Here is a 15,649-nt window from a genome sequence, read left to right as displayed (position 1 = left end):
TTAAATTATTTTATGTTTTTTTACTTATAAATATTTCTTTGATCTAGTATATCTTTCTTTTGGTTATCAAAAACATTTTGTAAATCTTCTTTAATAATTTGTTTTGATGTTTTTTGTTCTTGTTGTGAATTTGAATTATATCTTTTAATTGCTTTAATACTTGATATTCTTATAAATTTTTCCATATCACGAAATGTTTGTAATTCAGGAAATTTTTCAATTTCAACTGCTATTGTATTAATTAAATAATCAATCGCTTCTTCTGATATTAAGTTATCTCTTTTTAATTTTTCAATAAATACTTGATTAAAATACTTTTTGCGACCTTCTAAATCTAAAGGTTTTACTTCTATTTTATAATCAAAACGAGATAAAATAGCATCATCTATATCTTCTAAATGATTTGTTGTCCCAATCCAAAAAACTTGTTTTTGATTATTTTGATTTTCAATAGAAGTCAAAGAATTTTTAAATTTTGTAACAATATTTTTAGTAGATTGATTTTCGGCTTTTTTTAAACTACCCCAAGTATTTTCACATTCATCAATACAAATAATAATTCCTCTATCCGTGTTTTGTGTTTTTTTAAATAAAGCATCTACCATTTTGATGCCTTCTTTAGAATTATATTTTTGGAAATTAGTTCCATCAATTTCAATATAATGAAAACTTGTTGTTTTCGCAAGAGCTCTCGCAAGTGTTGTTTTTCCTGTACCTGGAACTCCATGAAAAATAACTCCAGTTGGAGATTTTTGTTTAAAGTCTTTTAAAGAAAGTGAAAAAGACATGCAAGTTTGCAAATCACTTAGAGCTAATTTTTCTCTTTGTAAACCAATTAATTGTTCTAAACTCATTAAATTATTATATTTAGGAGTATTAAACCTGTATATCAATTTATCTATTTCTGCTTCATATTCTGTTAAATCTTCATTAATATTTTCTCCTCCGAGTTGTTTTACAATTTTTGCCATTTGGTTATTAAAATTTTGATTTGTTTCTTGTTGTAATAATTTAGAATTTTGATTTGTTTCTTGTTGTAATAATTTAGAATTTTGATTTGTTTCTTGTTGTAATAATTTAAAATTTTGAAAATTTTCTGTTAAATAATTTTTGATTTCTTCTAATGTATCATCATCTATTATTATTGTTCTATTTGATAGTTCTATTTTTAATTTTTTTTTATTAAAATTTAAAAATCCTAATATATACAATATATAAAATAAGAAACAAAAGAAAATAACGATTAATAATAAAAATACAAAAATGTTGTATAAATTGAATTTTAATTTTTTTTTCAAGAAATACCAACTTTCAATAAATTATTATTTAAAATTTTTTATAGTTTTTTAACTTTATTGGAAATTTTATTCATTCAATTTTTATTTAAATGAGGTTTGATTATTATTAAAATTTTTATGTCAAAAATTCAATTATTTTTTTTTTAAATTCTTCTTCTTTTTGTTCTTCTGAAATTGTTAAATTGTTTAAAGATTCTCTTATTTCTGTGTATTTTAATATTTTTGAATCTTTTATATTTGAATCATACTCTTCTTCTATTATTGGTATTTTTTGTATCTTTTGTGTGTCAAATAAAAAATCGATTGATGATATTTCTTTTTTTAAAAATAATGAATTTTGATTTATTAATGTGCCTTTAGCTGTTTTATTATTTTTATCATAATCTATTTGTGGTGGCGATAACTTATTATTAATGTCATTTTCTTTTTCCCATTCGAAAAAAACTTCTTTTTCTATAATTTTTATTATTTCTATTTGTTGTTCATTTCCACATTCATCATTATTTATAATATAAATATCATTTGTAAATTTAATATAATCAAATGGAAATAATTTTACTTTATCTAAATTATGTTGATCAATTAATCTTTCTATTAATTTAAATATTCTTTTAATTTTTTTAAATGATTGCTTTGTTAATGATTGCTTTGTTGATATTACTGGTTGTTTATTTTCTAATGTTGATGCGTCGTGTCTAACATCTTTAATAACAATTTGTTTACTTGTCTCTGGTGGTAATTTTAATAGTGAGTCTGTTTGACTATCGAATTCTTCCCAAGTTGTCCTATAAAACCATTTACCTGTTGATACTTGTGCTCTAACAACATAATCTACTATTATTTCACCGCAATAATTTTTATTTTTAATTTTTTTGCTAAATTTTTCTTGTTTATCGTTACTTTTTGTTAAAAAATCATCAATTTTAATCTTTGTGTTGTCTAATTTCAAAATGTTTTCTTTTATAAAGTTTTCAAGTTCTTCATTGTTAGCACAAAATACCTTGGATTTAAAGTTTTTTAAAAAATTATCTATATTTGTTTTTATATAATTATTATCTTTATATATATGAGGAAGTTCAAGAACAAATTTTACTTCTATTTCATTAGAATAATCTGGATGTTGAATTTTTGCTGTTGTATCTGTAATATTTGTTATTAATAGTTTTGATACAAAATCATTGTTTAAATTACTATTTAAATCACATAATTTTTGTTTAATCACTTTTTCAATATCATCATCTTTTTTTATCGTTCCTAAATCAGTATTTATCAATTCTTCTTCAATTTCGTCATGAATAATTATATTTTCAAAATTTTTAATAGATTCTGATACATCAATAATACATTGATCAATTTTCTTTTCAAATGTATTATTGTCTATATTTTTTATATATAAAAACTGTGATATCAAAAACCTTTGTTGTCCTAGAGTATCGTTATTCATAATATAATTATCATAAAATCTTTTGTTTTTATGTTTTATTATTTCTAACATATCCGAAGAAGAATATGGTTGATCTTTTTCAAAAATTTTTGTAAAAAATTCATTTTCCATCAATTCTAAACGTTTATTCGAAGTTTGACCTGCTTTATTTATTGTTTGCATTGTATAGCGATATTTAGGTACTCGTTTCAAACCATAAAACACACTAAAAATTGCTTCCCAGTAGGCTTTATAAATTATTTCATAATTAAATTCAGAAGTTGGAATCAAAAAATCTACTATTATATTTTTTTTATAATCTTTTTGATATTTTTCATCATAATTATTTATTGAAAAAACAGATAATGAGTATAGAAACAAAAAAGAAAATAAAAATAAACAAATAATATATATATTTTTAATTTTATTCATATATAAAAATACTCTATATTTCATAAATTTTTTTATTTTAATTTTTATTTAGATTTTTAATTTATTTTTAAATAATTAATTTTTTTCATAACCCAAGATTTTAATTTTATTCAAATAAATAAGTAAAGAAATAGAAAAAATGAAAGTGAAAGAAACAGTCATAATTAATAAAAAATATTGGTTTGTTTTTTCTTTTAATTTTAATTCTTCTTTGATTTTTTTTAATTTTATTGTATTTTTATCTAATTTTTCTTTCATTTGTTCATAATTAATATCTCGTGGTTTTGATGTTTCATGATTTTTTTCTTTTTTTGATGTTTGTTCTGATTCAATTATTTTTTCGTTAGATTTTTGTTTTTTTATTTCTTGTCTTTCTTGTTTTACTTCTTGTTTTAATTTTTCATATTCTTTTGTTTTATCTTTTTGTCTTTTTTCTAATTTATCATTTTCTAATTGTAAAGATATTTTTTCATTTTCTAATGAAAGTATCGATGTATAAAGTTCTTTTTTTTGATTTTTTAACGATTCGTTTCCGACTGTATCTAATATTGTATCAATTTTTTGTATAAAAGGAATTGGAAGTTCTTTTAAAAAAATACTACTAGGCATTTTATATAAAAGATATAAATTAAAAAAAATAAACAAAATAATATGAAATAAAACTAATATAATTTTAACTATTTTAAATATTAAAAATATAAAAGAATTATTATTTTTTTTGTTTTTTTCAGGCTTTTTGTTATTTACTTGTGGTAAAAATTTTTTAATTTCAAATTTATATTTACCTTCTTCTTTCTTTATAAATAATATCAATTTAATAATATTTTTGAATGATATTTAAAAGATAGAAATTTTTTGTAAATTTAAATTATTTTTTAAAAAATAAAAAATTTTAAATTATATTCTTAATATTTAAATAAACAAAAAAATACATCAAAAAAAATCAAAACAAAATATTAATTTAAAAAATATTTCCCCAATAAAAAAATTATTTAATACAAAAAGAATGAAAAATATAAGAATATTTATATTAATACATAATTATTATTTACATTTTAATATTAACATAAAAAAAATTAATTACAAACGAAACACTAAATATTAAAGTTTTAACAATAATGAAATTATTTTTTTCAAAAAATGTTATAATTTAAATAATATAATAAAATAAAACAATTTTTTGTAAAATTTTTAATAAAATTAAATTTATTTTTTATAAATTTTTATTTGATTTATCTTTACATATTATAAAAATTTAAATATTATAAAAAAATGTTTTTTAGTAATAAATAAAAAAAATAAATAGGAGAAAAAATATAAATGTATCAGAATCAATATATAAATAGTGAAAATTTTTATAATTGTAAATTAAGTCCAATACAATTAACTTTAGTTATTTTGATAAGTATTTGTACTTTAGGTATAGGATGGTTTATGATTTATCCTTTATGTAAAACTATAGCTTTTAATAGTGGTATTAATTTACAATTTTTAATACAAAAACAATTTTCGGAAGAAATAAATAATTTACAAAATCAAATTAAAAAAATAGAAGAAAATATTGATTTTATAGAAAGAACAACATAAAATGATGATATATAAAGAAAACAAAGAAGATAAAAAAAATATTTTTTCATTAAATATAATACAAATAATTATTTTATGTATATATATAATTTTAAGAGTAACATTAAAGTTATTTTTAAAAACAGAGAATGAAATATCCGATTATCCTTTTATTTATAATTACATAAGTTTAATATTAGAAAGTTTATGGATTTATTTATGGGAAACTGCTTACAATGGTAATGAAATATTTCAAAAAAATAAATATTCAATTATGCAACTAGAAATTCAAAAACAAAAATTATATGAAAATTTAAAAAATTTACAACAAAAAGAAACCTTATTATTAATAAACAAAAACAAAAAATAATAATAAAAAAAACTGCACTATTTATTATAAAAATAAATAGTACAGTTTTTTTTGATTTCAATTATATTTTTGTTTATTGATTAATTAATAATTATATTATTATTTAAATAAAAATATTGAAATTTTTATAAATTAAATATTTTTTTCTATATTAATAAATTATAAAAAATAAAAAAAAATTAAAATAATTATGACATATATATAATTCTAAAACTAATACTATAAATAACAAACATAATAGGACCAACAACTCTAGTTGCAATCATAGAAAACGGCAATAAATATTCTCTATGACTTACTGACATTATTCCAAAATTACCAGTACCCCCAATACTATATCCAGAAATTCCGGATGTCAAAGATGCTTCTAATTCATAAAAACCAAATCTTTTAGCAATTATAAATGTTATAAAAATACTCATTAATAAAGCAAAATTAACCATAAATAACATTCTATAATCTGTTATACATTCTAATAATTTTTTAAAATTAGTTGTAAGTCCTAAACCAGTTAAAACAGGAACAGTAAAAATCGTACTAATTAATTTACCAGTTTGTTCAACATAAATTTGATGTTTAATAGATATTAAATTAAATATTTTAACAATTAATAACAAAATAATCACATAAACCATTGCATCTAATTGTAAAATTATTATTTGACTACTAATTAATTGATTAATTATAATACCTAAAGAATAAAACCCAAGAATAATGAATAATCCTGTGCCTATATTTTGATAATCTAAATGAGGAATTGATTTTAAATTATTATCTATAGAAAATGTATCTTTTGTTAAATTCCCTTTACCACTAAATTTAGTTTTATCAAATAAAAAATATAAAAATCCAGCAAATATAATACTTAAAATTCTAATTAAAAGTAAGGGCGGCAATAAATAACTTCTTATTTCGCTTGCCGTTATCGAAGGAAAAGCTTCCTTAAAAATTCCATTTGAAAAACCATTAATCCCTAAATTTGTACCTCCATTAGTTAAAGGAAGACAAATATAAAAAACAGAATCTAATAAAGAATTTTTAGAATATTTGGCAAATATTGGAGGACATCTATAATTCAACAAATAACCTATAAAAGATGTTAAAATAATAGAAGAAAAAATAACAATTAAAGTCAAAGGAATAAATTTAAAAAGAGATTTTTTTAATAATTCTCTATTAACACTTAAAATACTCCCTGAAATTACAATAGTTATAAAAAACTGAGAAAAATTAATACCAACATTAGGTAATTCTTCAACTGATAGATTATTAGTTAATTTATTAAAAAAAAGTTTATCAAAAAAAATAGCCACTGTTTCTGGTATAATTTCTTGATGTACCAAAAAAGATGGCACTATAATACAAAGTAAAAAACTTAATCCTAATTTATTTAAAACTGGTACATTTTTTCCAATAAAATTTAAAGAAAATCCTATTACCATGCAAATAAATAAAGGAGTTAATAAAGGATGCCATAATTTAAATATTAAATCAGGTTTTTTATAAATATAAAAAATATTAATAATCATTGTTATAACAAAAATCAGAAACATAAAAATATTAATACCAAAAATTTTTATGTTTTTCTTTTCATGCATATTATAAAAACCACCTTAAAAAAAATTTTCATTTTAATAATATAATACTATAATAACAAATTATTATAAAAAAAATATTGATTTTTTTATTAATTTAAAACCTATTTAATTTTTCATTATTTAGTCTTGAACTTAAAATTTTGTAAATTAGAAAAATTAAAATAATAAAATAATATAAAATGATTTCTATTAATATTATTATTTTTATAAAATTATAATAAAAAAATAAAATATATAAAATCAAACCAGTTTTTTAGTAAAATTAAAGAAAAAAAATAAAAATTAAATCCTTTTTTTATCCTATTAATCTAAATTATTTATTAAAAAAACAGATAAATTAGAAATCTTTTTTTATTTAAATTTATGTTTATTTTATAAATATTTTGATAGAAAATTATCAATTTTAGCATATTTATTTATTTGGTATAATATTTATTTTGTTATTATATTATTGTGTTGATTTGTAAATTTAACAATTTTGAAATATTTTCTTTAAATTGTGCTAATTTAAGTGATTTTTATATTTTTTTATTATGACATAAAAAACAAGTTAAATTTTTTTTAATTAATTAAAAAATAGATAAAATCTATTTTTTTAAAATGAATTTTTCAAAATGAATATGATTAACTAAATATTTTGAAATATAGTAAAATTAAAGACATACTAAAAGAATTAAAATTAGAATATGATTAATTATAAAAAAATAAAGATATAAAATTATTATGATTATCTTGATTTTTAAAACAAAAAAGAACCTTTTAATAGGTTCTTTTTTTTAAAAAATATAAATTTTAATATTACATTCAATAATCAAAAAATTTTAAATTTTAGTTTTGTAAAAGTTCATTATTTTATTAAAAAACTTATTTTAAAAAGATAAAAAATAAAAAATTATTATTCTTTCTTGTCGAAAACTTGGACTTCACGATACAAAGTATAATTACTTCTTGGTAAATCTTGAGAACCGATTGGTTTAATTCCTTTTTTATCTAAATATTGAATCAATTCTTCAATAACCTTATTTTTATTTTGAAAAAAATTAGAAGCAAAAACACGCCAGAATTGCCAACCATTACGTTCTAAAGTTCTTTGTCTATTTAAATCATAACTATGATATTGATCGCCATCACATTCAATAGCAACCCTTAAATCATAATCACCTTCCACCACTAAATCAATTCTGTAATTACCTACTTTAAGTTGTGGAATTACTCGATAACCTCGTTCTATTAAAATATCATACATTTCTTTTTCAAAATCAGTTTCACATAATAATCTTGAATCAATAACTTTTTTATCATCTTGTAAAAAAGGTGTTTTAAAATGAGTTATAAGTTTCCGTCTTAAAATATCATGCGAACTTAATTGTTCATTATTTAACTCGATACTACGTACTAAATACATACGATCGCGAGCTCTTGATGCTGCTACATTAAAACGTTGTTTAGCATCTTCTTTAGTTAATGGATACGGTTTTTTTCGTTGAGGATAGAAAGATACTACTAAAGATATGAACATAATATTTCGTTCTTCACCTTGAAATACTCTTGCATTGCCGCATTTAATTTTATGTTTTTTGATATTAACTACTGATAAATCTTGATAAATAAGTTCAGTAATATAATTCGCTTGTTGATCACCTTTTAAAGTAACAACACCAATGGTTTTATCTTTCATTCGAGGATTATCACATATTTTTTTGATTTCATCCAAAATAAAATGTGCTTCAGCTTTATTAATATCCATATTTTTATTATCGCAATAACCATCAGTAATTAAAACATCAATTAATGGAGGATCTAAGCGTTCAGATATTGTAGGATAACGCATTGGTTTGATTTGGTGATGATAAAATTCGCGATTAGAATATTCAATAATAGGAGCTACAGATCGAAAATGTTCTTTTAACATAATTTTTTCATGAGCGAATACTACTTGAAAAAGTTCATAAATAGATGTTCCTGTATTCATATGACCTCTATAACGTTTCACTTGAGAATTTAACAAATGTTTAGTTAAATCATTTATTTTATCAATATTATAGAAAATATCATTAGGACCAACTTGTTTATCATCACCTACAATTAAAATTTTTTCTGCTCTTAATAAAGATGGTAAAGCAGATATATCTGATTGAGAAGCTTCGTCAATAATAACTAAATCAAATGTACCGAATTGAGAAGGTAATATTTCAGAAATTTTGTTATGAGGCATAATAAAACAAGGAATTGCTTTTGAATCAATTATTTGTTTTAAAGCTTTGTTAGCTTGATGACGATATGATGCTGATCTTTTTCCTGTTCCTTTTCCTATTTTATTGATACAAAGAACAAGAGATTGAAGTGCTGATTCAATATTAGGATTCATTTTTTGAAAAACTTGTAACCAAGTTCGTCGTTCAACAACTTTTTCATAAGTTATTTTTAGATCATTAATTTTTTCTAAACGTTCCATTTCTATTTGTTGTAAAGTATTTCCAGTGCTTAATTGTGCTAAATAAACCTCTAACTGACGAAACAACCAACCATTAACCCAATCAGAAGGAATTAAAGGATCATCTTCGCCATTTATTACAGGTTGAGAACGTAAAGCTTGAGCCCATAAAATTGCTCCAGAATTTTCAATTTTTTGACATACTTCTAAAATAACATCGAATTGTTTTCGTAACTCTTGTATATGAATTAATTCTTGATTTAAAATATCAAATTGATTTTTAAAATCAGACAATGAAACTAAAGTATTGCCACATTTTTCTTCTATAAATTGATATATTCGCCAAAATATATCACTCGAAGAGGTATTGAAAAAATTCATTATTTCTGTTTTTTGATTCAAATATTTGGTTAAATTATTTAATTTTTGATGTTGTTCTAACATTTGAGAAATTTCTTGTAAAATTTCTAAATTATCAGGAATTTGATTTATCAAGTTATATTTAGGAAATAATTCAACAAATAAAGTTATAATACGTTGTTTTTGTTGAATTTTTTGAATCAACATATAATAATGATCACAATTTTTTTTAATTTCAAAGAATAATGCTTCATTAGATGTATGAGAGATAGGTTGTAATGATAAATAATTTCTTAAACTATTATTCCAAATAATAACTAATTTCTCAACTTGTCTTTTTAATTGAAAATATTCATATACATGTTCCCAATCATTTTTTGTTTTAGGCAGATTATTAATAATTTTAATAGTTGATATTTTTTCTTGAAGTATTTTGGTACGAGATGTTTGCCAAAAACCAAAAGCAGATTTACCTTTAATTTTTCTATCAATAACATTCATTATTTCAACATCGAAAGCTAAATCTATATCACTAGTTACTGGTTTTAAAATAAATTTATCTAGTTTTTCAGCTAATATTTGTGATTCTTGATAAAAATCATTAAATTTTTCTATTTGTAATTTCGTTAACGATTTGTTTAATAATTCGCTTATTTTGTCATGCCACTTAAAATTTATACTATTTTGATTAATAATTTTGCTTAAATTAATATATTGTTCAATTTCTACAGAAAGAGTAGTTACCATTTTATAAGTATCAAAATTAGTATTAACTAAAGGATGTATAACTCCTATATTAATTTTATCTTGAATTTGATTATAAATAATTAAATTTTTATGAGTATCTTCTAAAATATTTATAATATTTTTGGGAATTTCTAATAATTTAATTTGACAATAATTTAAATAATTAGCTACATTTATACGTGCTAATTTTAATTGATGAATATTTTCTGATGAAAATAAAGGTTTATTATTCAGTTCAATACGATCTAATAACCATTCATTAGATTGTTGGGATTTGTTTTCTGAAAGAAAAAGAGCAGCTTCAGTTGGAGTAAATTTTTTTAAACAATTATCAATATTTAAAATAATAGGTTCAAACTGTTTTCGCATTAATTCATCAATTTTTCTTTCAATAGAATTAATTTCGCTATGCAAATAATCTAGTTTTTTTGTTAAATCCTGAATTTCTTGACGATAAACATCTTCATTAATAGAATTAATTGTATTTTCAATAATAGTAATTGTATGCTCCAATTTTTTACGATCTTCTTGATCATTAGATAATAAACTAACTGCCAAAGGCCGAATAGAAGATAATAATTTATTTCGTAAAACACTTAAAGCTGTTTTTTTGGTCGAGGTAATTAATACTCTTTTCCCTAAAGTCAGATAATGAGACAAAATATTAGCAATAGTATGAGTTTTACCAGTTCCAGGAGGACCTTGAATTACTAAACCTTCATAAGATTCTAATTTTTGAATAATTTTTAATTGTTCCTCATTAGAAGGCATAGTAAAATATAAATCAGCTATTGGTTGTTTTTTTTCAATATCATCATTGTCTGAATTTGTAAGATCAGATTGACAATAAACTCCTCGAAATTTAGTTAAATTTAATTGTGGGCGTACTTTAGCAGGTTCAGTTAATAAAGCTGAAATTCCTTCAGGTAAAGACAAAGGTTCACCATCAGCATGTTCTAAAGATTTTTGCAATTGATCTTGAAATTGTTCTAGATCATGGAATAAACTTTCATTACTTCGAGGACGAAGAAAAATAACCCAAGTATCAGTAATTTGCATATTATTAGAAAACGAAGGTAAAGTACGTTTTTCATTGATTTCTTTTAATAAATATTTTCCTTGAGGATCTAAATAACTCGCAGCTAATTGAAAAATATTGCTGAAAGTTTGAGAATTATAAAAATAAACAAAATGATTATCATTTTTAACTAATATTTGTTTCAATTTTTTCCATTCATCTTCTAATTTTTGCGCTCCTGAATTATAAGTATATAAATCTAAACAAATCTGAGGTTTACCTTTTAATTTTATTTCTATAGCTTCGGTTTGTTCATTCATGTTAATATCCAGTGCATGTGTAATTAAAGGATAACGAACATTTTGAATTTCTTTTCCGTTGTCCATTTGCCAAATTACTATTCCGAAACCTAAAACTAATTCTTTTTCACAATCTTCTTCTGAATTTTTAAATTCTTGTTCTAACTCATATAAATTTTTATATAAAACACGTGTTTGGGAACGTTTTTTTTCTATTAAAGTCCAAGGATACCAAATAGTATGTAAATAATGATCAAATTCTTCTTTAAGATTAGGTTTTTGTTTTAAAAAATCATTTAAAGTCATAAAATCATTATCAGAATATCCATTCAAATTAATATTTAATAATAATTTTTTCTTAATAATTTGAGATATAGGAATCTTTGGTTTTAATGAAGGTTCATGGTTATAATCATTAGAAATTTCTAACCATGTTTTTAAAATTTTGCCACATTCTTCTAATGGTGCAGGATTTGGTAATGATCTTTCAACAATTATCCAAAGATCTTTGTCAAAATCTTGAGATTTCACATAAACTCCTGGTAAGTCATTTAACATATGTTCAAAATAATGAAACTCATGATCAGTAACATCTGATAAATAAGTTTCTGATGTTTTTTGAACTTTTTTGACAAACTCTATTAAAGATGATAATCTTTGATGTTTAATTGTCATACAACAGTTATAGTTCCTTTCTAGGTTAAAAATTATATTTCAATATTTATTTATTATCGAAAATAATTAAAATTTTTTAAATTATCTATAAATTTTGTTATCCATAATAAAAAAATATTTTTAAAATTAGTACAATATCTGAATTGTTATTTTATCTTAGAACATATATTTTAAATTTACAAAAAATTTATTAATTTATTATTTGATTAATCATAAATAAGAAAAAAATAAAATGATAATTTTACTTTATAATTTATAATATATTTTTTAATTAAATTACAAAAAATAAATATCAAAATATAATCAAATTATTAAAATCTAAAAATTTAATTAAATATTTTAATATTAACAATAATGAATTATATTTATATAATATTTCATTATATTATAATCAATATGATTTAATCAAACATTAAAACATTCCAAAACCTTAATAAGTTTTTCTAAGTATATTAATTCAATAATAACATCATAAATTACAGACATATTTTTACTATATCATAATTAACAATAAAAATATTAAAACAAATATTAATTAAATATTAGTAATCTTAAATTATAAATAAATACATATATTAGAATAATAATAATAATTAAATAAAACAAATAAAAGAAAAATATAAATTATTTTCATAATTATTAGTATTAAAAAAATTTCATAATTTAATTAAAAAAAAATACTAAAAGAATTATTGTTAATATAATTGAAATAAATTTTTATACCTAATTTTTTCGAAAATAAAAAAAGCTAACTTAATAGTTAGCTTTTTCAATATTAAAAACGAATTTACTTAAAAATTTGATGTAACCTACAAAACAAGTTATTAGATAATTTTTTTGAAAAATCAAATAAAAAATATTTTTTTAAACTAATTTATCTATCTCTTCTTTAGTAATCGTTTCTTGTTCTAACAATAAAACCACAATTGTATCTAATAAGGATTTATTTTGAATAATAATATTTTTAGTTTCTTGATAACAATCATCAACTATTTTTTTAATTTACGTATCAATCGCTTTTTTATCTGAAAATTCATAATCTTGAGAGACACCTAAATTAATCATTCCATATTTGGTAACCATTAATCTAGAAATTTTAGTCGCTTGTTTAAAATCATCAAATGCTCCAGAAGAAATATCATCAAAAACTAATTCTTCCGCTACTCGACCACCTAAATAAAAAGTAATATTAACTAACTTTCTTTTCTCGGAAGAAAAGAAAGTTTCTTTTTCAGGTAACATTAAATTATATCCTCCAGATGAACCTCTAGAAATAATAGTTATTTTTTGAACTTTTTGAGAATATTTTAATTTTAAACAAATTAAAGCATGCCCAGCTTCATGATAAGCAACCATTTTTCTTTCTTCTTATGTATATTTAAGAGATTTTTTTGATGGACCCATTAACACTCGATCAATGGCTTCTTCTAATTCATTCATAATAATTATTGATTTTTGATTTCTGATTGTGTTAAAATAGAAACTTCATTTAAAACAGCTCCTAATTGAGCACCACTCATCCCTTGGAGTCTGTTTCGCTAATTGTTGAAAATCCACATTAGAAGATATTTTTTTATTCTGAGCATGAACTTTTAAAATAGCTTCTCGAACCTTGATATCAGATAATCCTACTTTCAAAATTCGATCAAATCGTCCTGGACGTAATAAAGAGTAATCTAAGATATCCGATCGATTAGTAGTGCCTATTACAATAATACCTTGAGATGTAGTAAAACCATCCATTTCAATTAAAGTTGGTTAATATTACTACCATAATCATTCGCGATATCTCAACGAGTTCTTCCTAAAGTATCAATTTCATCAATAAAAATAACACAAGAAGAATGATATTTCGCTTCTTTCAACAATTGTCTCACTCTTGAAACTCCTACACCAAAATATTGATCTTTAAAATCTTAACCAGAAACAGCATAAAAAGGAACCTTCGCTTCCCCTGCTAAAGCTTTAGCCAATAAAATTTTAACAGTATCTGGTGAACCTTCTAATAAGACACCTTTAGGAATAACAGCCCAAATGTCTTTATATTTTCGAGGTTGTTTTAAAAAATCAATTAATTCTTTCATATCTTCTTTCTCTTCATCATTACCAACCACATCTGAGAAAGTAAATTGAGAATTTTGTTTAGAAGAAATTAAAGATTTATAATCTAATTTACCTGATTTTTTATTCATAATATTTATAATATATATAATAAAAATAGCACTAGAAAAACCATTAATTAATTGCAATAAATATACAAATGTTTTGAAATGATTTATACCAAGTCGAGACTTTATATCTGTCAATTTATTTTTTTAATATTTGGAATCTACTAAATGAAAAATTCTATCATAAAACATTATTTCTGTTTTACAATAACATGTTTCATAGTTATCTTTATAAGTTGCTTCAATACAAAGATAATCACCAATCAAAAAATCATATTTTTTTTGATAAATTATTTTTTTATTTTATTTTTCTCAATATCTGACATTAATACAAAAAATTCTTTTTCTTTTTTTGGTAAGTTAGAATAATTAAATTGATAACTATAAAAAATCATAAAGAAAAATAAACTAAATAAAGTTAATAAAATAATTAAAATAAAATTTTTTTTAACTCGCATAATGAAATTTTTAAATTTTAACATATATCATTAATTCCCTACAAAACAAAAGAATTTTTAAAATCTCGATATAAATGTTGATAAATTTTATATTTTTTACCTTTAATCAAAAGCAAACAATATAATTCTTCTAAAGTTTTTTTTCTAATTGTGCCAAAATAAAACAATATTTTTCAAAATCACTTTGTTTATTTTCATTATTTTTTTTATCTATTTTTTTCTTGTAGTTCTTTCAGGAATAATTGTAATTCTTCTGCAGTGAAATTTTTTTCAGTACAACCATCTGATTATTTTAAAACAAATTTTCTATCTTGTAAGTTTTTTGTTTTGATTCGATCATACAAATAAATAAATATTTGATGAGGATTTTTAATAAATTATAAAAAACCCTGTCCAAGTTCTACATTAGAAGATCTTTCTGTTATTTGATAAAATTGAGGTTTGAAAAGTAATTCTTTAAAACATTTTGACCAACTATTGATTAAAAATGAATTTAATTTTACTTCTCTGAATTCAGTTATTTCATCAAAGTCAGTAAAGATCTTAATAATTAAAGGTTCTTGATTTTCAGGAAATTTACTGATAAAATCTCGATTTACTTCTTTTAATAATTGACAAGCTTGAAAAGGTTGATACATTCTTGAATTAATATCTTGATCTTTTGTTGTTTTTTCTTGTTCTTTTTGATCTGTTCGTGTATATAAATTAAAAACATTATTTAAATTTTTTCGATGAAATTCTTGATCATTAAAAAAATAATAATAAGTCAACAGTGTTACATCAGAAACAAAAGAAAAACTAGA

Annotated in this window: 13 protein-coding genes and 1 pseudogene; 2 read left to right on the top strand and 12 right to left on the bottom strand. The window is 20.8% G+C overall.

From position 1 onward, the window contains the following. Positions 1-20 precede the first annotated feature (20 nt). From V9D86_RS00540 to V9D86_RS00530, 3 genes are all read right to left on the bottom strand, one after another. Complete coding sequence (locus tag V9D86_RS00540) at positions 21-1,211, bottom strand: ATP-binding protein (protein WP_334330855.1); 1,191 nt, start codon at positions 1,209-1,211, stop codon at positions 21-23. Positions 1,212-1,413: 202 nt separating this feature from the next. After that, positions 1,414-3,153 (bottom strand): hypothetical protein, encoded by a 1,740-nt coding sequence (locus V9D86_RS00535; protein WP_334330854.1) that lies wholly within the window; start codon positions 3,151-3,153, stop codon positions 1,414-1,416. Positions 3,154-3,228: 75 nt separating this feature from the next. Then, complete coding sequence (locus V9D86_RS00530; RefSeq protein ID WP_334330853.1) at positions 3,229-3,966, bottom strand: hypothetical protein; 738 nt, start codon at positions 3,964-3,966, stop codon at positions 3,229-3,231. Between the two features lie 507 nt (positions 3,967-4,473). Here V9D86_RS00530 and V9D86_RS00525 point away from each other — a divergent pair. Further along, a complete protein-coding gene (locus V9D86_RS00525; protein WP_334330852.1) occupies positions 4,474-4,740 on the top strand; it encodes a hypothetical protein in 267 nt (88 codons plus the stop codon). A 1-nt stretch (position 4,741) separates the two neighbouring features. Further along, entirely contained in the window at positions 4,742-5,089 is a 348-nt protein-coding gene (locus V9D86_RS00520) for a hypothetical protein (RefSeq protein ID WP_334347443.1), read from the top strand. Between the two features lie 188 nt (positions 5,090-5,277). On the opposite strand, the gene V9D86_RS00515 is transcribed toward V9D86_RS00520, so the two are convergent. The 9 genes and pseudogenes from V9D86_RS00515 to V9D86_RS00475 form a co-directional block, all read right to left on the bottom strand. Continuing rightward, positions 5,278-6,687 (bottom strand): 2-hydroxycarboxylate transporter family protein, encoded by a 1,410-nt coding sequence (locus V9D86_RS00515; protein WP_334330850.1) that lies wholly within the window; start codon positions 6,685-6,687, stop codon positions 5,278-5,280. Between the two features lie 895 nt (positions 6,688-7,582). After that, complete coding sequence (locus V9D86_RS00510) at positions 7,583-12,220, bottom strand: PDDEXK-like endonuclease domain-containing protein (RefSeq protein ID WP_334330849.1); 4,638 nt, start codon at positions 12,218-12,220, stop codon at positions 7,583-7,585. A gap of 864 nt (positions 12,221-13,084) precedes the next feature. Next, positions 13,085-13,576 (bottom strand): annotated as a pseudogene (locus V9D86_RS00505) (hypothetical protein). Between the two features lie 129 nt (positions 13,577-13,705). Beyond that, positions 13,706-13,963 (bottom strand): AAA family ATPase, encoded by a 258-nt coding sequence (locus V9D86_RS00500; RefSeq protein ID WP_334330848.1) that lies wholly within the window; start codon positions 13,961-13,963, stop codon positions 13,706-13,708. 47 nt (positions 13,964-14,010) lie between these two features. Then, entirely contained in the window at positions 14,011-14,097 is an 87-nt protein-coding gene (locus V9D86_RS00495; protein ID WP_334330912.1) for an AAA family ATPase, read from the bottom strand. A gap of 39 nt (positions 14,098-14,136) precedes the next feature. Then, positions 14,137-14,469 carry a hypothetical protein gene (locus tag V9D86_RS00490; RefSeq protein WP_334330847.1) on the bottom strand — a complete coding sequence of 111 codons (333 nt, stop codon included), beginning with the start codon at positions 14,467-14,469 and terminating at the stop codon, positions 14,137-14,139. A gap of 209 nt (positions 14,470-14,678) precedes the next feature. Beyond that, on the bottom strand, positions 14,679-14,870 hold the full coding sequence (locus V9D86_RS00485; RefSeq protein WP_334330846.1) for a hypothetical protein: 192 nt from the start codon (positions 14,868-14,870) through the stop codon (positions 14,679-14,681). A 14-nt stretch (positions 14,871-14,884) separates the two neighbouring features. Beyond that, the gene (locus V9D86_RS00480) at positions 14,885-15,013 is read right to left on the bottom strand and encodes a hypothetical protein (protein WP_367951847.1); all 129 of its coding nucleotides are present in this window, start codon (positions 15,011-15,013) and stop codon (positions 14,885-14,887) included. Positions 15,014-15,223: 210 nt separating this feature from the next. Beyond that, on the bottom strand, positions 15,224-15,616 hold the full coding sequence (locus V9D86_RS00475) for a hypothetical protein (protein WP_334330845.1): 393 nt from the start codon (positions 15,614-15,616) through the stop codon (positions 15,224-15,226). Positions 15,617-15,649: the final 33 nt, after the last annotated feature.

The sequence above is a fragment of the Candidatus Phytoplasma prunorum genome (genome assembly GCF_036924415.2).
GTDB lineage: Bacteria > Bacillota_I > Bacilli_A > Acholeplasmatales > Acholeplasmataceae > Phytoplasma > Phytoplasma prunorum.
Note: the sequence above shows the minus strand (reverse complement) of the source record. Positions and strands in the feature narration are given on the sequence as shown.

Bases quoted from the DNA above. Each gene is read 5' to 3' on its own strand.
- V9D86_RS00535 (WP_334330854.1), bottom strand. From the start codon at position 3,153: ATGAATAAAATTAAAAATATATATATTATTTGTTTATTTTTATTTTCT.
- V9D86_RS00525 (WP_334330852.1), top strand. From the start codon at position 4,474: ATGTATCAGAATCAATATATAAATAGTGAAAATTTTTATAATTGTAAA.
- V9D86_RS00520 (WP_334347443.1), top strand. From the start codon at position 4,742: ATGATGATATATAAAGAAAACAAAGAAGATAAAAAAAATATTTTTTCA.
- V9D86_RS00515 (WP_334330850.1), bottom strand. From the start codon at position 6,687: ATGCATGAAAAGAAAAACATAAAAATTTTTGGTATTAATATTTTTATG.
- V9D86_RS00510 (WP_334330849.1), bottom strand. From the start codon at position 12,220: ATGACAATTAAACATCAAAGATTATCATCTTTAATAGAGTTTGTCAAA.
- V9D86_RS00500 (WP_334330848.1), bottom strand. From the start codon at position 13,963: ATGGATGGTTTTACTACATCTCAAGGTATTATTGTAATAGGCACTACT.
- V9D86_RS00485 (WP_334330846.1), bottom strand. From the start codon at position 14,870: ATGTTAAAATTTAAAAATTTCATTATGCGAGTTAAAAAAAATTTTATT.